This is a genomic window from Pseudarthrobacter siccitolerans (genome assembly GCF_030823375.1).
GTDB classification, from domain to species: Bacteria; Actinomycetota; Actinomycetes; order Actinomycetales; family Micrococcaceae; genus Arthrobacter; species Arthrobacter siccitolerans_A.
In genome coordinates this window covers 4,299,951-4,320,482 of the sequence record NZ_JAUSXB010000001.1, presented here as the reverse complement: position 1 = coordinate 4,320,482, position 20,532 = coordinate 4,299,951, and the positions used below count along the sequence as shown (strand labels likewise).

General features: G+C 65.8%; 19 protein-coding genes. 7 read left to right on the top strand and 12 right to left on the bottom strand.

Translation table 11 applies throughout. The features are described from left to right. The first annotated feature begins 42 nt into the window (after positions 1–42). A complete protein-coding gene (locus QFZ36_RS20030) occupies positions 43–1,512 on the top strand; it encodes a lipase maturation factor family protein (RefSeq protein WP_306638883.1) in 1,470 nt (489 codons plus the stop codon). 29 nt (positions 1,513–1,541) lie between these two features. Here the strand turns inward: QFZ36_RS20030 and QFZ36_RS20025 are convergent, their stop codons facing one another. The 7 genes from QFZ36_RS20025 to QFZ36_RS19995 all read right to left on the bottom strand — a co-directional run bounded on the left by QFZ36_RS20025 (position 1,542) and on the right by QFZ36_RS19995 (position 9,653). Beyond that, positions 1,542–2,381: an HpcH/HpaI aldolase/citrate lyase family protein gene (locus QFZ36_RS20025; RefSeq protein WP_306638881.1), complete on the bottom strand. Its 840-nt coding sequence runs from the start codon at positions 2,379–2,381 to the stop codon at positions 1,542–1,544. Beyond that, the gene (locus QFZ36_RS20020; protein ID WP_306638879.1) at positions 2,378–2,974 is read right to left on the bottom strand and encodes a MaoC family dehydratase; all 597 of its coding nucleotides are present in this window, start codon (positions 2,972–2,974) and stop codon (positions 2,378–2,380) included. Before QFZ36_RS20020 ends, QFZ36_RS20025 begins: the two co-directional genes overlap by 4 nt. After that, positions 2,971–3,735, bottom strand: a complete 765-nt coding sequence (locus QFZ36_RS20015; protein ID WP_306638878.1) for a CoA transferase subunit B — start codon at positions 3,733–3,735, stop codon at positions 2,971–2,973. The genes QFZ36_RS20020 and QFZ36_RS20015 overlap by 4 nt, the downstream gene beginning before the upstream one ends. Before the next feature lie 2 nt (positions 3,736–3,737). Then, on the bottom strand, positions 3,738–4,589 hold the full coding sequence (locus tag QFZ36_RS20010; protein WP_306638876.1) for a CoA transferase subunit A: 852 nt from the start codon (positions 4,587–4,589) through the stop codon (positions 3,738–3,740). A 65-nt stretch (positions 4,590–4,654) separates the two neighbouring features. Beyond that, the gene (locus QFZ36_RS20005; protein ID WP_306638874.1) at positions 4,655–5,818 is read right to left on the bottom strand and encodes an acyl-CoA dehydrogenase family protein; all 1,164 of its coding nucleotides are present in this window, start codon (positions 5,816–5,818) and stop codon (positions 4,655–4,657) included. Positions 5,819–5,820: 2 nt separating this feature from the next. After that, positions 5,821–8,040 (bottom strand): ATP-binding protein, encoded by a 2,220-nt coding sequence (locus QFZ36_RS20000; RefSeq protein WP_306638873.1) that lies wholly within the window; start codon positions 8,038–8,040, stop codon positions 5,821–5,823. 5 nt (positions 8,041–8,045) lie between these two features. Continuing rightward, positions 8,046–9,653 (bottom strand): carboxyl transferase domain-containing protein, encoded by a 1,608-nt coding sequence (locus QFZ36_RS19995; RefSeq protein ID WP_306638872.1) that lies wholly within the window; start codon positions 9,651–9,653, stop codon positions 8,046–8,048. A gap of 145 nt (positions 9,654–9,798) precedes the next feature. On the opposite strand from QFZ36_RS19995, the gene QFZ36_RS19990 reads away from it, so the two are divergent. Further along, entirely contained in the window at positions 9,799–10,434 is a 636-nt protein-coding gene (locus tag QFZ36_RS19990) for an SACE_7040 family transcriptional regulator (RefSeq protein WP_306638871.1), read from the top strand. Between the two features lie 193 nt (positions 10,435–10,627). Here the strand turns inward: QFZ36_RS19990 and QFZ36_RS19985 are convergent, their stop codons facing one another. Genes QFZ36_RS19985 through pdhA form a run of 3 tightly spaced genes read right to left on the bottom strand, consistent with a single transcriptional unit; the run spans position 10,628 to position 14,357 of the window. Then, positions 10,628–12,145, bottom strand: coding sequence for a dihydrolipoamide acetyltransferase family protein (locus tag QFZ36_RS19985; RefSeq protein ID WP_306638869.1), 1,518 nt, complete (start codon positions 12,143–12,145; stop codon positions 10,628–10,630). Positions 12,146–12,153: 8 nt separating this feature from the next. After that, positions 12,154–13,164, bottom strand: coding sequence for an alpha-ketoacid dehydrogenase subunit beta (locus QFZ36_RS19980; RefSeq protein WP_306638867.1), 1,011 nt, complete (start codon positions 13,162–13,164; stop codon positions 12,154–12,156). Then, the gene (gene pdhA / locus QFZ36_RS19975) at positions 13,164–14,357 is read right to left on the bottom strand and encodes a pyruvate dehydrogenase (acetyl-transferring) E1 component subunit alpha (RefSeq protein ID WP_306638866.1); all 1,194 of its coding nucleotides are present in this window, start codon (positions 14,355–14,357) and stop codon (positions 13,164–13,166) included. The genes QFZ36_RS19980 and pdhA overlap by 1 nt, the downstream gene beginning before the upstream one ends. Before the next feature lie 192 nt (positions 14,358–14,549). Between pdhA and QFZ36_RS19970 the strand changes: the two genes are divergently transcribed. Both QFZ36_RS19970 and QFZ36_RS19965 read left to right on the top strand, forming a co-directional pair. After that, on the top strand, positions 14,550–15,023 hold the full coding sequence (locus tag QFZ36_RS19970; protein ID WP_306638864.1) for an Lrp/AsnC family transcriptional regulator: 474 nt from the start codon (positions 14,550–14,552) through the stop codon (positions 15,021–15,023). Between the two features lie 180 nt (positions 15,024–15,203). Continuing rightward, the gene (locus tag QFZ36_RS19965) at positions 15,204–15,866 is read left to right on the top strand and encodes a hypothetical protein (protein WP_306638862.1); all 663 of its coding nucleotides are present in this window, start codon (positions 15,204–15,206) and stop codon (positions 15,864–15,866) included. Between the two features lie 116 nt (positions 15,867–15,982). On the opposite strand, the gene QFZ36_RS19960 is transcribed toward QFZ36_RS19965, so the two are convergent. Next, entirely contained in the window at positions 15,983–17,599 is a 1,617-nt protein-coding gene (locus QFZ36_RS19960) for a solute symporter family protein (protein WP_306638861.1), read from the bottom strand. After that, positions 17,596–17,976, bottom strand: coding sequence for a DUF485 domain-containing protein (locus tag QFZ36_RS19955; RefSeq protein WP_306638860.1), 381 nt, complete (start codon positions 17,974–17,976; stop codon positions 17,596–17,598). Before QFZ36_RS19955 ends, QFZ36_RS19960 begins: the two co-directional genes overlap by 4 nt. A gap of 182 nt (positions 17,977–18,158) precedes the next feature. Here QFZ36_RS19955 and QFZ36_RS19950 point away from each other — a divergent pair, with 182 nt between their 5' ends. The 3 genes from QFZ36_RS19950 to QFZ36_RS19940 all read left to right on the top strand — a co-directional run bounded on the left by QFZ36_RS19950 (position 18,159) and on the right by QFZ36_RS19940 (position 20,499). After that, positions 18,159–19,367, top strand: coding sequence for a sensor histidine kinase (locus QFZ36_RS19950; protein ID WP_306638859.1), 1,209 nt, complete (start codon positions 18,159–18,161; stop codon positions 19,365–19,367). Positions 19,368–19,435: 68 nt separating this feature from the next. Beyond that, positions 19,436–20,152 (top strand): LytR/AlgR family response regulator transcription factor, encoded by a 717-nt coding sequence (locus QFZ36_RS19945; RefSeq protein WP_306638858.1) that lies wholly within the window; start codon positions 19,436–19,438, stop codon positions 20,150–20,152. After that, positions 20,149–20,499, top strand: a complete 351-nt coding sequence (locus QFZ36_RS19940) for a hypothetical protein (RefSeq protein WP_306638857.1) — start codon at positions 20,149–20,151, stop codon at positions 20,497–20,499. Before QFZ36_RS19945 ends, QFZ36_RS19940 begins: the two co-directional genes overlap by 4 nt. Positions 20,500–20,532 lie beyond the last annotated feature (33 nt).

Here is a 20,532-nt window from a genome sequence, read left to right as displayed (position 1 = left end):
CAGCGCCTTGACCCCAGCAGGGCCGGGCGTAACGTGGATTGCGTGGACTGGCTCTCATGGTTTGATGCGCCGGAGTACGAGTTCGCCCGGCAGGTGCTGCAGCGCGGGGTGGCAGCACTGTATTTTGTTGCGTTCCTGTCCTCGCTGAACCAGTTCCCGGCGTTGCTGGGTGAGCGGGGCCTTTTGCCGGTGCCGGAGTACCTTGCGGGGTTCAGCCGTTTGCGCCGGCCCACCCTTTTCCGCTGGCGGTATTCCGACCGGCTGTTGCGCTGGGTGTGCGCGGCGGGGCTTCTGATAGCGGCCCTGCTCGTGGCCGGGATCCCGCAGCTCGGGCCGCCCTGGGTTCCGCTGATTGCGTTCCTGGCCCTGTGGCTGCTCTACATGTCCGTGGTGAACGTGGGCCAGACGTTCTACGGCTTCGGCTGGGAAATGCTGTTGCTGGAGTCGGGGTTCACGGTGGCCTTCCTGGGTTCCAACCAGACTGAGCCGCCGCGCACCATCCTGATCCTGATTGTCTGGCTCGTGTTCCGGCTGGAATTCGGCGCGGGAATGATCAAGATCCGCGGCGGCAGGGAATGGCGCGACCTGACCGCCCTGTACTACCACCATGAGACGCAGCCGATGCCCGGGCCCCTGAGCCGGCAGGCGCACCTGCTGCCCAAGCCCCTGCACAAGGTGGAAGTCCTGGGCAACCATTTCGCCCAGCTCGTGGTGCCCTTCTTCCTGTTCGCGCCGCAACCCGTTGCCAGCGTGGCAGCGGCTGTGGTCATCGCCACCCAGCTGTGGCTCGTGGCCACCGGGAACTTCGCCTGGCTGAACTGGATCGCCATTGTGCTGGCCTTCGCCGCGGTGAGCGACCCGGCGGCCCACGCCGTGTTCCCGGTGATCCCGCTGGACTGGCACGGCGACCCGGGCGTGGACCGGGAGACCCCGCTGTGGTGGCTCGTGATCACCCTGGCGGCCACCCTGCTGCTGGTGATCCTCAGTTACTGGCCCCTGCGGAACCTGTTCTCCAAACGCCAGCTGATGAACGCCAGCTTCAACCGCTGGCAGCTGGTCAACACATACGGGGCGTTCGGATCGGTGACGAAGCAGCGCATCGAAATCGTCGTGGAGGGAACGCTTGACGACGAGCCGGACGACTCCTCGGACTGGCGCGAATACGGCTTCAAAGGCAAGCCCGGGAACCTTCGGCGGCTCCCCCGGCAGTGGGCGCCCTACCACCTGCGGCTGGACTGGCTGATGTGGTTCCTGCCGTTGCGGACTGTCCACGAGGAGTGGTTTTACGCCTTCCTGGGCAAGCTGCTGGAGGCGGACCGCCAGATGCTGCGGCTCCTCCGTGATGACCCGTTCGACGGCGTGGCCCCGCATTTGGTGCGCGTGCGCAGCTACCACTACCGGTTCTCAACGCGGAAGGAGTTCCGGGAAACGGGGAACCGTTGGGTGCGGACGCTGATCCACGAGCCAATTCCGCCCGTTTCGCTGCGGCGGCCGCAGGGACGGCAACGGTAGCTGAACGTCCGCGATGCCTTCGTGCCGGGTTATGCGCCCGCAGCGGCGCGGCGGATGATCTCCTGGGCATGCTTGAGGATGGGTCCGTCGATCATCTTTCCCTGGTACTGGAAGACTCCCGATCCAGCCGACACTGCCGCTTCCAGGAGCGCTTGAGCGGCGGCAACCTCGTCGTCAGTTGGTGCATAAGCCTTGCGGACCACGGCGGCCTGGTCGGGGTGGATGCACGCTTTGGAGCTGAAGCCGGAGGCCACGGCATCAGCTGCTTCGGCAGCGAGTCCGTCGAGGTCGGGGATATTGGTGTACACGGCATCCACCGCTTCCTTGCCAAAAGCGCGTGCGGCCAGCAGGACGCTGGAGCGGGCGTGCAGCGCCACCGCCCGGTAGCCGCCGTCGTCGGTCCGGCTGGAGGTACCTCCCAGGGTGGCCAGCAGGTCCTCCGCTCCCCACATCAGGCCCACCACGTTGGGAGCGGCGGCGATGGCCGGGGCGTTGAGCACGCCCAAGGCCGTTTCACACAGCGCGATCACATGGTAGCCCTCCAGCGCCTTAAGCTGTTCGGCCGATTCGGCCTTGGCCAGCATCACCGTGCGGTAGGGCGTGTGGGCCAGGCAGTGAAGATCCTTTTCGAAGTCCGCGGTACCAACGGGATTGACCCTGACAATGGTGCAGCTGGGTTCGAGCTCCGGTTCCACACCCGTGGTCCCCAACTGGGCCAGGATAGCACCGCGGGCTCGTTGCTTATCCCCGGGGGCCACGGCGTCCTCAAGGTCGAGGATCACGGCGTCCGCGCGGGTGGCAGCCTTCTGGTAGCGCTCCGGCCGGTCGGCAGGGCAGAAAAGCAGGGCGGGGCCCATCACAAAGGTCATACCGGTATTGTGCCCCTTTCGCCGCCGGCCTGCTGCCGGTGCGCTTCACGGGTCCACATCAGGCAGCTGCGTTTGGCCAGTGCCACCACGGTGCCGTCCTGGTTGCGGCCGGTGTGCTCCATTGTGACGATGCCCTGGCCGGGCCGGGACGAGGAGAGCCGCTTCCCGCTGATCACGGTCTCGGTGTAGAGAGTGTCGCCGTGGTACAGCGGATGCGGGAAGGAAACGTCAGTCAGGCCCAGCTGGGCGATGATGGTTCCCTGCGTCAGCTGCGACACGGACTGGCCCACCACTGTGGACAGGGTGAACATCGAGTTGACCAGCCGCTGGCCGAACGGCTGCCCGGCGCTCCAGGCCGCATCGAGATGCAGGGCCTGGGTGTTCATGGTGAGGGTGGTGAACAGGACGTTGTCCGCCTCGGTGACCGTCCGGCCGGGCCGGTGGGCGTACAGCACCCCCTGCTCCAGCTCATCGAAGTACAGCCCGCGCTGCTCAATGACGCGCCGCTCCCCCGTGTCAGAGCCGGTGGTTGAGCCCGTCGAAACCCCGTTGCCGGTGGTTGAGCCGGTCGAAACCCCGTTCTCACTGCTCATACCGTCAGTTCCCGGTCTTCCTCGAAGAGCTCGGCGCCGGTGGCAGCCGCTACATCCTCCACAGACACGTTGGGCGCCAGTTCCCGCAGTACCAGCCGGGAACCTGAGCGGTCTGCGACGACGTCGATGACTGCCAGGTCCGTGATGATCCGGTCCACGCAGCCCTTGCCGGTCAAGGGCAGGGAGCATTGCTTGACGATCTTGGGCTTCCCGTTCCGGTCAACGTGTTCCATCATCACGATGACCTTTTTGGCGCCAAAAACCAGGTCCATGGCGCCGCCCATACCTTTGACCATCTTGCCGGGAATCATCCAGTTGGCGAGGTCACCGTTCTCGGCCACCTCCATCGCGCCCAGGACGGCGACGTCCACATGGCCACCCCGGATCATGCCGAAGGAAGCCGCCGAATCGAAGAATGCCGCCCCCTTGTTGACCGTGACAGTTTCCTTGCCCGCGTTGATCAGGTCCGGGTCAACGGCATCCTCCGCGGGATAAGGGCCGACGCCGAGAATCCCGTTTTCGGAGTGCAGCACAACTTCCACGCCGGCGGGAATGTAATTGGGGATCAGGGTGGGCATGCCGATGCCAAGGTTGACGTACTGGCCGTTATGGAGCTCGCGCGCCACCCGGGCGGCCAGTTCGTTCCTGGTCCAGCCTCTGGTGCCGCTCCCGTCCGCGGCCATTTCATGCTGCTCGGCTGCCCGTCGGTACTCGGGGCGGACACCTTCGGGCCGCGGGGCATAGGGGCTGTTCGGGTCCATGGTTAAGCTCCTGCCTGCGGGGTGCTGCCGGTCTGGTTGGAGACGTTCGGGTTGGAGACGTTTGGGTTGGAAGCCTTCGGATAAGTGCCGCTCCCCGCGGGCTGCGCGAGGGCGACTGTCCGCTTCTCGATGCGTTTCGCGGCATTGGCGGCCAGGACCACGCGCTGGACGAAGATCCCGGGGGTATGGATGTGTTCCGGGTCCAGCTCTCCCGGCTCCACCAGTTCCTCCACCTCGGCAATGGTGATCCGGCCCGCCATGGCGCAGAGAGGGTTGAAGTTCATGGCCGTGGCGTGGAAGACCAGGTTCCCGTGCCGGTCGCCCTTCCATGCATGGACCAGCCCGAAATCCGGAGTCAACGCCTCCTCCAGCACGTAGTCGACTCCGGCGAAGGAGCGCACCTCCTTCGGTGCGGACGCGATCGCAACCCGGCCCTCGGCGTCGTACTTTTGCGGCAGGCCGCCCTCGGACACCTGCGTGCCCACCCCCGCCTTCGTGTAGAAAGCCGGAACACCGGCACCGCCGGCACGGAGTTTTTCGGCCAGCGTCCCCTGCGGCGTGAGGACCACCTCAAGTTCGCCCGCCAGGTACTGCCGGGCGAACTCCTTGTTCTCGCCGACATAGGAGCTGATGGTGCGGCGGATCCTGCCGTCGCGCAGCAGGATGCCCAGGCCCCAGTCGTCCACGCCGCAGTTATTGCTCACCGTTTCCAGCTCCGAAGTTCCTGCCTTGTGCAGGGCGTCGATGAGGGTGACCGGGATGCCGCACAGACCGAAACCGCCCACGGCCAAGGAAGCACCGTCCGGGATGTCCGCCACGGCTTCCTCGGCGGTGGCAACAACCTTGTTAATCATCGGTGATCCTTTCAGGCCGGCTACAGTCCCTGTCCATCCAAACCCGGTTGCTACAGTCCCGGTTACTACAGACCCAGTTCGCGGGCGATCAGCATCAGCTGGACCTCCGTGGTGCCCTCCCCCACTTCAAGGATTTTGGAGTCGCGGTAGTGGCGTGCCACGGTGAACTCGTTGATGAAGCCATAGCCGCCGAACACCTGGGTGGCATCCCGCGCATTGTCCATGGCCGCCTCGCCTGCGACCATCTTAGCGATGGCCGCCTGGGTCTTGAACGGCTTTCCGGCGAGCATGCGGAACGCCGCATCGTAGTAGGCAAGGCGGGCTGTGTGCGCCCTTGCTTCCATGCGGGCGATCTTGAACGAGATGGCCTGGTACTTGCCGATCCGGTGGCCGAAGGCACTGCGTTCCTTGGCGTATTTGACCGACAGGTCCACACAGCCCTGGGCGGCACCGGTGGCCAAGGCTGCGATGGCGATGCGGCCCTCGTCAAGGATGGACAGGAAGTTGGCGTAACCGCGGCCTTCCACGCCCAGGAGGTTGGCTTCCGGGACGCGGACGTCCTTCAGGGTCAGCGGGTGGGTATCCGAGGCGTTCCAGCCCACCTTGTTGTACGGCTTCTCGGCCTTGAAGCCGGGCGTGTCGGTGGGCACGAGGATGGTGGAGATCTCCTTCTGGATTGACCCGTCCCCGCGTTCCTTCTGCCCTGTGACGGCGGTGACGGTGACGAGGCGGGTGATATCCGTGCCCGAGTTGGTGATGAACTCCTTGTTGCCGTTAATCACCCACTCGCCGCCTTCCCGCCGGGCGTGGGTCTTGGTGCCGCCGGCGTCCGATCCTGCCTCCGGTTCAGTCAGGCCGAAGCCGGCGAGCGCCTGGCCGGACGCGAGCAGGGGCAGCCAGTCCTGCTTCTGCTCCTCGGTGCCGAAACGGTAGACGGGCATGGCGCCCAGGGACACGCCGGCTTCGAGGGTGATCGCCACCGACTGGTCCACCCGGCCCAGCTGCTCCAGCGCGAGGGCCAGTGCGAAGTAGTCCCCGCCCATCCCGCCGAACTCTTCCGGGAAGGGCAGTCCGAAAAGGCCCATCTCGGCCATCTGTTTGACCACCTCGTACGGGAAGCTGTGCTCCTCGTCGTGCTTGGCCGATACCGGGGCCACCACTTCGTCGGCGAATTCGCGGACGGTGTTGCTGAGGTCCTGGTATTCCTCGCTGAGTTCAAAACCTGCCATGGCTAGGCTCCTTTGCCTGGGGTTGCGATTGTGTCTGCGGGGTTGGTGCTGCTGTCAGCGGCGGGATGCGGATGAATGGTGGCGAGCACCTGGTCCGCCTTGACCAGGTCACCCGGCCGGGTGCTGAGATGCACTGTTCCATCCAGCGGAGCCAGCAATTGGTGCTCCATCTTCATCGCCTCCACGGAAACGAGCACCTGCCCCGTGATGACGGCATCCCCGTCAATGACCGGAACGGACACCACCGTTCCCGGCATGGGCGAACGTACGGCCGGGTCGGCAGCGCCCTCCTCGCGCTGGATGGCTGCGAGCACCCGCTCAAGCCGCGACTCCCGGGTCAGTACCTCGAGCCGGCAGGACCAGCCGCCATTTCCGAGGAACAGTCCTGCGGGCGCGGGGTTTATGGGGGGTCCACCGGCAGGGCTTACGGCTTCCCGGAAGACCGGTGCCAACGAGTAGGTAATGCTGCGCCCGTCCAGGGTCAGGACAGCCTGCCCGCGCGCGTGAAGCTCCAGCCGGGCCTGGCGGGCCGGCCCGCCGTCCACCGAAACCGTCACCTCTCCGTTCCCTGCCGGGCCCGCGCCAGTGTTGCCGCTGATGCGCAGAGTTGCAATGCCGCCGTCGGCCGTTCCCAGGCTGATCCGGCGGGGTGCCGGGGTGCCCAGCCGCCAGCCGTTGCGGGTGTGCCACGGGCCGGGGGCCGGCGTGTTCTCCTGCCCCTCTGCAGCAAGGGTGAAGAGCGCCGCTGCGACGAGTTCGGCATCGGCTGCGCGGCGGAAGGCGAGATCCGGAAGTTTTCGTTCGATCAGGCCCGTGTCGAGGCGGCCGGCGCGGACGTCGGAATCGTTGATCAGCAGCCGCAGGTATTCGACGTTGGTGTCGAGCCCCAAGGCTGTGTAGCCGCCGAGCGCCGTGTCCAGCGTGTCGAGGGCGGCGGCGCGGTCGCTGCCCCAGGCGATGACCTTGGACATCAAGGGGTCGTAGCTGGCGGAAAGCTGCAGCCCCTCCACGAGGGAGGAATCCACCCGGACTGTCCCTGTACCGGCCGTCCCCGTGCCTGCCGTCCCCGCGGGCAGCTCATCCAGGAGGAGCACCGTCCCCGTGGACGGCAGGAAGTTCTTCTCGGGCACCTCGGCGTAAACGCGTGCCTCCACGGCATGCCCGTTAAGTTCGACGTCGGCCTGCCGGAGCGTGAGTTCCTCGTCGGCCGCGATCCGGACCTGCCATTCGACCAGGTCCACCCCGGTGACCATCTCGGTGACCGGATGCTCCACCTGCAGCCGGGTGTTCATCTCCATGAAGTAGAACTCATCCGGCGCCTCGTCTGAGACGAGGAACTCCACCGTTCCGGCGCCGCTGTAATTGACGCTGCGGGCAGCGTTGCAGGCGGCTTCGCCGATGCGGGCGCGGATGGAGCCGCCCTCCGGATGCGCTTCAAGCAGTGGCGAGGGCGCCTCCTCGATGACTTTCTGGTGCCGCCGCTGCAGCGAGCATTCACGCTCGCCCAGGTGGATGACGTTGCCGTGGTTGTCGGCGAGCACCTGCACTTCGATGTGCCGTGGCGTGGACACCAGGCGTTCCAGGAAAAGCGTGTCATCGCCGAACGCGCTTGCGGCAACGCGCCGGGCAGTGGCAAGCGTCGTCTGGAGGTCCTCCGCGCGTTCCACCACGTGCATGCCCTTGCCCCCGCCGCCCGCGGACGGCTTGATCAGCAGCGGAAATCCCACAGCGTCGGCGGCCTGGACCAGCTGCTGGTCCGTCATACCCGGCTGCGCCACCCCGGGGACCACGGGGACGCCGTAACCGGATACGTGGTTCTTGGAGCGGATCTTGTCCCCCATCATGTTCAGCGCGTCCACGCCGGGGCCGATGAAGGTGATGCCGGCCTGGTCCAGGGCGCGGGCGAACTCGGCGTTTTCGCTCAGGAAGCCGTAGCCGGGGTGCACGGCTTCGGCTCCGGTCCTGAGGCAGGCGTCGACAATGGCCTCAATCTTCAGGTAGCTCTCTGTTGCCGCGGCGGGGCCGATCCGCACGGCAGTGTCAGCTTCGCGCACGTGCCGGGCACCGGCGTCGGCATCGCTGTAAACGGCGACCGAACGGATGCCCAGGGCGCGAAGGGTACGGATCACCCGGCAGGCGATCTCGCCGCGGTTGGCCACGAGGACTGTCCCGAAGAGCGGCTTGCGGGCCGTGGGGGTGCTGGTGAGGGAAGGCGTGGTCATCCGGCTCACATCCTGAAGAGGCCGAAGGAGGTTTCCGGCAGCGGGGTGCGGGACACAACGTCCAGGGCCAGGCCCAGGACGGTCCGGGTGTCGGCGGGATCTATCACGCCGTCATCCCACAGCCGCGCCGTGGAGTAGTACGGGCTGCCCTGGTCCTCGTATTGCCGGCGGATGGGGGCTTTGAAGGCTTCCTCATCCTCGGCGGACCACTCCTGGCCGGCCGCTTCGTACTGGTCACGTTTGACGGTGGCCAGGACGCTGGACGCCTGGTTGCCGCCCATCACGGAGATGCGGGCCGCCGGCCACATCCACAGGAACCGCGGCGAGTACGCACGGCCGCACATGGAGTAGTTGCCGGCGCCAAAGGAACCGCCGATGACCACCGTCAGTTTGGGCACCCGCGCGGTAGCGACGGCGGTGACCATCTTGGCGCCGTTTTTGGCGATGCCGCCTTGTTCAGAGTCCTTGCCCACCATGAACCCGGAGATGTTCTGCAGGAACACCAGCGGGATCCCGCGTTGGTCGCACAGTTCGATGAAGTGCGCACCTTTGAGCGAGGACTCGCTGAACAGCACACCGTTGTTGGCCACGATGCCCACCGGGTGGCCGTGCAGCCGGGCGAACCCGGTCACCAGGGTGGTGCCGTACTCCTTCTTGAATTCGTGGAACCGGCTGCCGTCAACCAGCCGGGCAATGACCTCGTGGACGTCGTAGGGGGCGTTGACGTCCGTGGGCACCGCACCATAGAGCCCGTCCGGGTCCGCGGCGGGTTCGACGGCGGCGCCCACCTCCCACGCGGACGATGCGGGAGGCGGCAGCGTGGCCACGATGTCCCGGATAATCTGCAGCGCATGTTCGTCATTTTCACCAAGGTGGTCCGTCACACCGGAGATCCTTGAGTGCACTTCCCCACCGCCCAGTTCTTCCGGGCTGACGATCTCCCCGATTGCAGCCTTTACCAGCGGCGGACCACCCAGGAAGATGGTGCCCTGGTTACGGACGATCACCGTTTCGTCGCTCATGGCGGGAACGTAGGCTCCGCCGGCGGTGCAGGAGCCCATCACCGCGGCGATCTGCGGAATCTTGGCCGCGGACAGCCGCGCCTGGTTGTAAAAGATCCGGCCGAAGTGGTCGCGGTCCGGAAAGACCTCATCCTGTTTGGGCAGGAAGGCGCCGCCGGAGTCCACCAGGTAAATGCAGGGCAACCGGTTTTCAAGGGCGATCTCCTGGGCCCTGAGGTGCTTCTTGACGGTCATTGGATAATAGGTTCCGCCTTTGACCGTGGCGTCGTTGGAGATCACCAGCACGTGGCGGCCGTGGACCAGTCCGATGCCGGCAATCACTCCCGCGCCCGGGGCCTCGTTGTTGTACATCCCGTTGGCTGCGAGCGGGCCAATTTCCAGGAACGGGCTGCCGTCATCCAGCAGCTGGTCGATGCGTTCGCGCGGCAACAGCTTCCCCCTGGCCACGTGGCGCTGCCTGGATTTCTCCGGTCCGCCGAGGACTGCGTCAGCCAGTTTCTTCCGCAGCTCTTCGCTGAGTTCCAGCTGGGCGTCACGGTTGGATGCATATGCCTCGGCAGTTGCATCGAGCCGGGTGGCAAGGGTCTCCATTGACGGTCCGTTCCTGTTCCAATCCGAGCACTTCCAGAGCAACTCGGTTAGCGCCCAATAACTGAAATTCAGGTTAGTCTGTATTAACTGTGAAGTCCAACACATAGCTGCTCTTGCTAAGATCTGCGGGATCCCAGGAGGAAATGTGCGCAGCACCGACGCCACCACGCAGCCCGGCTTCCCCACCCAGCGCGGGCAAGCGAAAGAGAGCCGCAGGCAGGCATTGCTTTCGGCTGCCGCGGCGCTGTTTGCAGTCAATGGATTCAACCGTGTTTCGCTCGAGGACCTGGGCTCGGCTGCCGGGGTCAGCGGGCCAGCGGTGTACCGCCACTTTCCCGGCAAGCAGGCGGTCCTCGCCGACCTCCTGGTCACGGTCAGCCAGGAGTTGCTCGACGGCGGCCGCGAGGTGGTGGCCCGCACCGCAGACCCCGCCTCGGCCCTGCGTCGCCTGGTGGAGTTCCAGGTGGACTTCGCCCTGGGCAAGCCGGACGTCATCCGCGTCCAGGACAGGGATTTCAGCAACCTCTCGGAGCAGGACCAGTCGGCAGTCCGGGCGCTCCAACTGGATTACGTCGAGGTGTGGGTGGGCGTCCTCGCCAAGCTGCACCCGGACACTGGCATCGCCGAGCTCCGGATGCGGGCGCACGCAACGTTCGGGCTGATCAACTCCACGCCCCACTCTGTGCGCAGCCACGGCCGGAAAATGGCGGCCCGCTCCGCCCGGCCGCTGCTGGAGAGCATGGCCCTGGCCGCTCTGCTGGTCGAGGCCCCACAGGACTAGAACCCCGGCGTTCTGGAAGCCCGCGCCGTTTCGGAACCCACTCGTTGGTGGCACCACGCGTTTTGAAACCCACTTGTTGCTCCCCTGCCGGTTCCTGGCATCCGAGGCGTTAGGGCGGCTCTGGACCGCATAAGCGGTGCGGGGCAGCAACGCGTATGCGGCCCAGGGCCGCGGCTGCATCACGGGAGCTGCCCTAGACCATAGCCAGGACCATTCCGGGGTCCGCGAGGATGGCGCCCACATCCGCCAGGAAGCGCGAGCCTTGTTCCCCGTCCACCAGGCGGTGGTCAAAGGACAGGCTCAGTGTGAGGACCTGGCGAAGGGCCACTTCACCCTGGTACTCCCATGGCGTATTCCGCACTGCCCCGACGGCAAGAATGGCGGCCTCCCCCGGATTGAGGATGGGAGTGCCCGCATCGATACCGAAGACGCCAATATTGGTGATGGAGATGGTCCCGCCGGACAGGTCGGCTGGTGTGGTCTTGCCGGCACGCGCGGTTTCCGTCAGTTCGGTCAACGCGTCCGCGAGCTGAAGGAGGGACAGCGCGTCGGCATCCTTGATGTTGGGAACGGTCAGTCCCCGCGGTGTTGCGGCTGCAATGCCCAGGTTCACGTAGTTGAAGGTCACGATCTCCTGGTTCGCCTCATCCCAGCGGGCATTGAGGGCGGTGTTGCGCCGCAGCGCGATCAGCACGGCCTTCGCCGCGAGTGTGAGCGGCGTCAGCTTGCGGCCAGTGAACTCGCGGCTGCCCTTGAGCTTGACCAGCAGGTCCATGGCCGGAGTGGCGTCCACCGTCAGGAACTCCGTGACATGCGGCGCCGTGAAAGCGCTCCCCACCATGGCGGCTGCCGTGAACTTCCGTACTCCCCTGATAGGGGTCCGGGTTTCCCGGGCACCGTGGGACTGGACGCCGGCCGGGACAACTGTCTCCGGTTCTGGAGAGCCAGCGTCCGCTTGTTGCCCCTCCACCAAGTGCTGTACGTCCTCGCGCGTGATCAGCCCTTGCGGGCCGGTCCCCGGCACCACGGCGAGGTCGACACCGAGGTCCCTGGCGAACTTCCGAACCGGCGGAGTGGACCGGGGCCGGTTTACTCCGGGCGTGATATCAGTGGGCCTGGTTTCGACAGGCTCAACCACCGGGGCTTTGGTCTCGACAGGCCTGGTCCCGACAGGCTCAACCACCGGGGCTTTGGATTCGACAGGCTGGGTTTCGACAGGCTCAACCACCGAGGCTTTGGTTTCGACAGGCCGCGCTGCGACATGCTCAACCACCGGGGGTAGGTTGCGCGGGCGTCGTACCGGCCGGCCCGTACTTTCGACGACGGCGCCGTACCCCACCAGGTTCGGTTCCCTTTTGGCTGCTGCCGGCTTCGCATCCTGCTCCCGCTCCGGTTCCTGCTCCGGTTCCTGCTCCTGGCCAGCCGGGGACGAAGCAGGGGCGGCGGTCCCGCCAGAGGAGGCCCCGACGTCGTCGGCTACTTCGAACGAGACGATCGGCTTGCCCACCTCCACAACAGTGCCGGGCTGCTCATGCAGTTCCTTGATGACCCCGGCAAAAGGGGACGGCAGTTCCACCACTGCTTTGGCGGTTTCCACCTCGGCAATCACCTGGTTCAGGCTGACGGTATCCCCCACCCCCACCTTCCAGCTGAGGATTTCCGATTCAGTAAGTCCTTCACCCAGGTCCGGCAGCCGAAATTCCTTGATCATGGTGCCGCTCATCCTTCCAGCCCGCTGAGGGAGTTCGGCCGGCCGAGGGCACGGTCCACACCATCGAGGATCCGGTCCAGGCCCGGCAGGTGGTGCATTTCCAGCTTTGAATACGGGTACGGGATGTCGAAGCCGGTCACCCGGACCGGCGCCGCCTCCAGGTAGTAGAAGCACCGTTCCGTGATGCTGGCCGCCACCTCAGCGCCGAGGCCGCCGGACTGGCCGGCTTCATGCGTCACCACCAGGCGGCCGGTCTTGCGGACCGAGGCCACAACGGTGTCGTAATCCACCGGGGCCAGCGAGCGCAGGTCGATGACCTCGATGGAAATCCCTTCATCCGCGGCGGCCAGGGCGGCGTCCCGGGCAGTTTTGACGAGCGGGCCGTAGGCCACCAGGGTGACGTCCGTGCCCTGGCTGACCACGCGGGCCTGGTCCATGGGCACGGCTGCGCGCGGATCCGCGTTCTCGTCCACCTCGCCTTTGTCGTGGTAGCGGCGCTTGGGCTCGAAGTAGAGCACGGGGTCGTCGCAGGAAATGGCCTGCTGGATGACGGTATGGGCGTCCTGCGGGTTGGAGACTGTCACAACGCGCAGGCCGGAAGTGTGGGTGAAGTACGCTTCCGGCGATTCGGAGTGGTGCTCAGGTGAGCCGATGCCGCCGCCGAACGGAACCCTGATGGTGATGGGCATTTTGACGGCTCCCCGGGTGCGGTAATGCAGCTTGGCCACCTGGCTGACGATTTGGTCGAATGCCGGGTAGATGAAGCCGTCGAACTGGATCTCCAGCACAGGCCGGTAGCCGCGGTAGGCCAGCCCCACGGCTGTTCCCACAATGGCCGATTCAGCCAGTGGGGTATCCACAACACGGTGCTTTCCGAAGTCCTTTTGCAGCCCGTCAGTCACCCTGAACACACCGCCCAGCGCGCCGATGTCCTCTCCCAGGAGGACCACTTTGGGATCGTTTTCCAAAGATCTGCGCAGGCCGGTATTGATGGCGCGGGCAAAGGTCATCTGGGTCATCAGCGTGCACCTTCTTCTGAAACGGCTTCTGCGGGATCACCGAAGGAAGCCAGGTATCGGGCGTAATGGTCCTGCTGCCGGTCCAGCCAGGTGTTGGGCGTGCTGTAGACGTGCTTGAAAACGTCCAGCGGCTGCGGATCCGGCATGGTGGTGCAGCCTGTGCGCATTTCCCGTGCCACCGCGTCGGCCCTGTCCCGGACCTGCTGCTGCAGTTCTGCCGTCAGGAGGCCTTTGCGGTCCAGTAATGCCTCCATGCGGCTGATCGGGTCCTTTGCAGCCCAGTCCTCCAGTTCATTGGCGTCCCGGTAGCGGGTGGGGTCATCGGCCGTGGTGTGCGGACCCATCCGGTAGCTCACCGCCTCAATGAAGGTGGGACCGCCGCCTCGCCGCGCGCGGTCCAGGGCAACCCTGGTGGCCGCCATTACGGCCAGGACGTCATTGCCGTCCACCCGCAGGCTGGGGATGCCGAACCCGGCTGCCCGGTCCGCCAGCTGGATGTGCGACTGAAGGCGTACGGGTTCGGAGATGGCCCAGTGATTGTTCGTGCAGAAGAACACCACCGGCACCTGGAAGCTTGCGGCAAAAACCATTGCCTCGTTGACGTCGCCCTCACTCGTTGCGCCGTCTCCGAAATATGTGACCGCCACAGAATCGGCGCCGTCGTTCTGGATGCCCATGGCGTAGCCGGTGGCGTGCAATGTCTGGGCGCCGATGATGATTTGCGGCGTGGCCATGTTGATGGAGTACGGGTCCCAGCCGGACGACGCGTTTCCACGCCAGACCCGGACGATGTCCGTCAGGTCGACGCCCCGGCAGTACGCAACGCCGTTTTCGCGGTAGCTGGAGAAAACAAAATCATCCTGGCGAAGGGCCCGGCCGGAACCGATCTGCGCGGCCTCCTGGCCGAGCAGCGGGGGCCACAACGCGAGCTCACCCTGCCGCTGCAGGGCCGTGGCTTCGACGTCAATGCGGCGGATGACGGTCATGTCCTCGAACAGGGCGCACAACTGTTCGTCGGCGATGTCCTGCAACCAGGGATCGAATTCCGGATGGCTGACCCGCTCCCCCGAAGGGGTGATCAGCTGGACAAGCCCCGCGCCCGCTCCGGGACTTTCCACGGGGGTACCCGCGCCGGTGTTACCAGCCGCACCCGGGACACTTGCGCCGTCCTGGCCCATTCTGTCTGTAGACACGATAGCCGCAACCTCTCACGAAAGTTGACCTGCGGTTCGAGGACTTGTGGTCCCGCTGCCGCCAGCCTCCCGGGCGCCGTTACCCCGGATACTGTGACCCTACTCACAATGCTCATTGGGTACAACCACCGCGGCAGTCAGTGAGCAAAATGCTCTGTCCGGCTGCTTTGCACGGTGCTAACGTTGCGCATTATGCAAGCTCTGGATGGCACTGACACCCGCCTGCTCTCGGCCTTGGCCCAGGATCCGCGACGGACGGTTGTGGCCCTGGCCCAAAAGCTCGGACTGTCCAGGAACACGGTGCAGGCCCGGTTGGCCCAACTGGAGAAAAAGCACGTCTTCCTGTCCTTCGAACGCCGGATCAATCCAGTGTCCCTCGGGTACCCGCTGATGGCCTTTATCTCCGTCCATGTCCAGCAGCAAAAGCTTGCCCAGTTGGCCAAGGACCTGGCTGACGTGCCCGAAATCCTCGAAGGTTACGGACTCACGGGCTCCGCCGACCTGCTGCTTCGCGTGGTGGCCCTGGACGCGGAGGACCTTTTCCGGATCAACGGAAAGATCCTCGCCTGCGACGGCGTGGACCGCACGGACACGGCCCTGGCCATGGGCGAGCTCATCCCGTTCCGGGTCCAGCCCCTGCTTGAGCGTGGTTCGCAGGGCACCTGACAGTTCCTCTGCGCCTGCCAAAGCATGTGCCAATCCGCGAGCACCGCCCGGCCTGGGCTTGCACCGCCATAAAGCACGACGGCGGCCGTGCCCGCTATAGGCTGTTGCAAGTTATCCAGGGGTGCCGCAGAGGTCCCCGCTACCACGCAGTGCAATGCACCCCGCCGGAAAGGCTCCATCTTGGGCAATCCTCAGGAACCGTACCAGCCGCGAGAGCCCGGTTACGCGCCGCAGCAGCCGCCCGTACCCATGCAGCAGCCGACGCTGCAAGGTGGACAGGCCGACCAGGCTCCGGCCGGCGACTACCAGGATTCCGCCGCCTCAGACCAGGCCCCAGACGGCGCCTATCAGGGCCGCGCCAAGCGATATCAGGAAGCGGGTCCGTTCGGCTTGCCCGGCCAGCAGCCTCCGGCCAAGGGCCGGCGGAAGCTTTGGATTATCCTCGGCAGCATCGGCGGCGTCCTGCTGCTCGTGATCCTGGGAGTCATCATCCTGGTGAACGTGCTGGGCAGTGCCACCAACCAGGCACGGGGCCTTGCCGACGATTTCACCAAACTGGTCATCGCGGGCGAAAACGCCAAAGCCTATGACGACTACCTGGACCCGGCCCTGTACCAACAGCTGTCCAAGGAAGCCTTCATCACCGGTGTGGAGAGCCTGGAAATGAACGACTCATGCAAGCCGTCCTATAACGACCTCAAAGTGAGCACCGAAAACGGAGTCAAAGCCGCGGACGTGGCCGGCGTCATCACCTGCGACGGCAAGGAAGTGGACCTCGCCTACCGTTTTGAAGGTACGGATGAGCTGAAGATGACCAATATCAAACTCCGGCCCAAGGCCTAGCCCCAACAGCACCGGGAACACGAAAAGAGCCTCCGCGCCCGAAGCGCAGAGGCTCTTTTCGTGTTCCGGAACGGTTCAGGCCCCCGGGAGTAGTCCGGATCAGTGGCCAGCCCGGGTCAGTGGTTGACTGCCTTTTCCGCCCCGATCCCCGTCAGCGAGCGGACCTCCATTTCGGCCTGCTTGGAGGTGTCTTCGCGCTTCTTGTCGAGGACAGTCCCGAGCCAACCCAGCAGGAACGCCAGCGGGATGGACACGATGCCGGGATTGCTCAGCGGGAACAACGCGAAGTTGGCATCCTTGATCATGGACGTCGCTCCGCCGGAAACCACCGGCGAGAAAATGATCAGGACAATCGCCGCTCCCAGCCCGCCGTACATGCTCCAGACTGCGCCCTGCGTGGTGAACCGCCGCCAGAACAGGGAGTAGATGATGGTGGGCAGGTTGGCCGAGGCCGCGACGGCGAACGCCAGGGCCACAAGGAACGCCACGTTCTGCCCGTTGGCGAGGATGCCGCCCAGGATCGCGAGGATGCCGATCACCACTACGGTGCGCCGGGCCACCTTAACTTCAGTGTCGGCGTCGGCCTTGCCCTTGGCGATGACGTTGGCGTAGATGTCGTGGGCGAAGGACGCTGCCGCGGTGATGGTCAGGCCGGCCACCACGGCGAGGATGGTGGCGAAGGCCACCGCCGAAATGAAGCCCAGCAGCAGCGGGCCGCCCAGGTGGAAGGCCAGCAGGGGTGCCGCCGAGTTCACTCCGCCCGGGGCAGTCTTGATGGTTTCCGCACCCACCAGGGCGGCCGCACCGTAACCCAGCACCAGGGTGAAGAGGTAGAAGAGTCCGATCAGCCAGATGGACCACACCACGGACTTGCGGGCTTCCTTGGCCGTGGGGACCGTGTAGAAGCGCATCAGTACGTGCGGCAGGGCGGCAGTGCCCAGGACCAGGGCCAGGCCCAGGGACATAAAGTCGAGCTTGGACGTCTCGGTCTTGCCGTACTGGAGTCCCGGATTGAGGACGGCGGGATTGTTGGCCGTCTCTACCGCACCGCCCAGCAGGGCCGAGAGGTTGAAGCCGTAGATGGCCAGGACCCACAGCGTCATGACGGCGGCGCCTGCAATCAGCAGCATGGCTTTGATGATCTGGACCCAGGTGGTGCCCTTCATGCCGCCGATCAGGACGTACATGATCATCAGGGCGCCGACGACGATGATCACCAGGGCTTGTCCGCCCCAGTCACTGATGCCAAGCAGGAGGGAGATCAGGCTTCCGGCGCCGGCCATCTGGGCCAGCAGGTAGAAGAAGCAGACCGCCAGGGTGGAGATGGCGGCGGCGATACGGACCGGCCGTTGCCTGAGCCGGAAGGACAGGACGTCTGCCATGGTGAACTTGCCCGTGTTGCGCAGGAGTTCGGCAACAAGCAGCAGCGCCACGAGCCAGGCCACCAGGAAGCCGATGGAGTACATGAATCCGTCATAGCCGTTGATGGCGATGGCGCCGGTGATGCCCAGGAAGGAGGCTGCCGAGAGGTAGTCCCCGGCGATCGCGGTTCCGTTCTGGGAACCGGTGAAGGAGCGGCCGGCCGCGTAGTAGTCGGCCGCGGTCTTGTTGTTCCGGCTCGCGCGGAAAACAATCACCATGGTGACGGCGACGAAGAGGCCGAAAATTCCCATGTTCAGCAGGGTGGTGTCCTTGAGAGCGGTGACATCCACCGCTGTGGCGATCCCGATCATTTGCCTACACCGCCCATCCGGTTGCCGTGCTTATCAAATTCGTGCCCCTCGATCTCGTCCCGGATCTCCTTGGCGATGGGGTCAAGCCTCTTGTTGGAGTAGTGGACGTACCAGCCGGTGATCGCAAACGTCGAAACGAACTGGAGCAGGCCAAGGATCAGGCCGATGTTGATGTTGCCCCAGACCTTCGTGGACATAAAGCCCACCGCGTAGTCCGCCAGGAGGACGTACGCGAAGTACCACAGCAGGAATGCGACTGCCATGGGGAAGACAAAGCTGCGGTGACGCTTGCGCAGTTCCTGGAACTGCCCGGTCGACTGGACCTGTTGAAAGTCCACGGACGCCGCTGCGTCCGGAGTGTGGGCCTCGTTACCCATCGTTCCTCCTCATTGAGACTTGCCTGTGACACACCCGCCGCACATCCCGGACAGGGAATCTGCAAGTGTGACTGCAATCACTTTGCGTTCCGCCATGCATCACATGCCATACCTGTCCCGGCCGCTGTCGCTCAACGGTCGGGATGCTGCGACAAACGGCGCCCGACGCTACGCTGGGCACCATGCTGGACTCCCCCCTCCTGACAGCCGCGGCCGTGGCCGTCATCGCGATGGCGATCGCCGTCGTCGTCGGCGTGGGTCTCAAGGTGCTCCGCTCCTTCCGGGACCTGGGCACGGACGCCGAGCGGGCCACCTACCACACTCTTCATGCGGCATCCCAGGCGGGGCAGCATCTGCGCCGCGGCCTGAACCCGGCCGGGGCGGCCAAGGCCAGCCGGCACCTGCGGACGCTGCTGGGCTGTGAGACCCTGGCCATCACTGACACCACCGGGGTACTGGCTTGGGACGGCGCGTCCGAGGAGCTGAAACCGCAGGTGATGCGCCTGGCGGAAGGGGTGCTGGCCGGCGGCCGGACGGCGGTTCTTCCGGCCGGAAGCCCGACGGGCGCGGACGGCGCAGCGAAGGACGGGACCGGCGGTCCGCTCGCCGCGGTGATTGCGCCGGTGCGCGCGGGCACGCGTGTGGTGGGGGCGGTGGCGGCTTTTGCGCCGTCGGCGGGTGCGGGGCTGGTCCGGGCCACCAGTGAGGTGGCCGACTGGGTGGCCGCCCAGGTGGAGCTCGCGGAGCTGGACGCATCCCGGACCCTGCTGATGGAAGCGGAGGTACGGGCCCTGCGCGCGCAGATCAGCCCGCATTTCATCTACAACTCGCTGAACGCCATCGCATCCTTCATCAACACCGATCCCGCCCGTGCCCGCGAACTGGTGGTGGAGTTCGCCGATTTCACCCGCTACTCCTTCCGGCGGCACGGCGACTTCACCACCCTCGCCGAAGAACTGCGCTGCATCGACCGTTATCTGCTCCTGGAACGCGCCCGGTTCGGCGAGCGCGTCCAGGTCAGCCTGCGGGTGGCGCCTGAGGTCCTGAGCACGGTCATCCCCTTCCTCAGCCTGCAGCCGCTGGTGGAAAACGCTGTGCGGCACGGGCTGGAGGCCAAGGAGGGCCCGGGGCATATCAGCATTACCGCGAATGACGCCGGCGCGTTCGCCGAGGTGACGATCGAGGACGACGGCGTGGGCATGGATCCTGCGCAGCTGCAGTCGACGCTGGCCGGCCATACCGACGGAATCCATGTGGGGCTGCGGAACGTGGACGCCCGCCTCCGCCAGGTCTACGGCAACGACCACGGGCTGGTCATCGACACCGCGCCCGGTGAGGGAACAATGATCACCATGCGCGTGCCGAAGTCACAGCCCGGCCACGGCGCCTGAGCTCGGCGCCTCATGTGTGCCCATCCGGGCGTCATCCGGTGCGCCCGGGCGGACGCTAACCTTGGAGGATGATTAACGTCCTCGTCGTCGATGATGAGCTGCCCGCCGTTGAGGAACTCGCTTTCCTCCTGGGCCGGGACGACCGTATCGGCACCGTCCTGCGCGCCACCTCCGGCAGTGAGGCCCTGCGGGCACTCGCCGCGGGCCAGGTCGACGCCGTTTTCCTGGATATTCACATGCCGGCGGTGTCCGGCCTGGATATTGCCCGCGCGATCAGCGGGAGCCGGAATCCGCCGGCCGTGGTGTTTGTGACCGCCGACGAGGACCACGCCCTGAAGGCGTTCGAACTCGCCGCCGTGGATTACCTGCTCAAGCCGGTCCGGGCCGAACGGCTGGCACGGTCAGTGGGGCGCATCAGTGAACTGCGCGACGGCGGGACGGCACCGGAGATGATCACCGTGGACCAGGGCGGAACCACCAGGATGATCCGGCGGGACGACGTGACGTACGTCCAGGCCCAGGGTGACTATGCGAGGCTGCACACGGCTGATGCGAGTTACCTGATCAGGGTGCCGCTGGCCGATCTTGAGCAGCAGTGGGCGGATGCCGGCTTCATCCGGACCCACCGCTCCTACCTCGTCGCCCTGAAGCACGTGACCTCCATGAAGCTGGCAGCAGACGGGCCCAGCGTCACTGTCGCGGGCGCCGGACTGCCCATCAGCCGCCGCCACCTGCCAACGGTCCGGGAAAAGCTGGGGGCCACCCGGATCAGGCCGCAAGCATGAACAGGGTGCGCGTGACTGCTCCGCGCTCTGCGGCCCTCCCCGCCCGGGACAGCCGTGAGGCTGCGCAGGACTCCGAGGTGGGGCAGCTGTTCGTCAGGTCACTGATCCGCTCCCAGTTGCGGCTCGCCCTGGTGGTGGCCGGCGGGTTCCTGCTGATCCTGGGCGCCTTCCCGCTGCTGCTCGCCGTGGTGCCCGGCTTATCGGAGACCCGGATCGGCGGGATCCCGTTCGATTGGCTTCTCCTGGGCGTTGGCACCTACCCCCTGATCGGGCTCAGTGCCTGGCTGTATGTCCGGACCGCTGCCCGGAACGAGGCGCGGTACAGGGACCTGGCCGGTGACCAGTGAGCAGGCACCAAGTAGGCAGGGAATCAGTAAGCA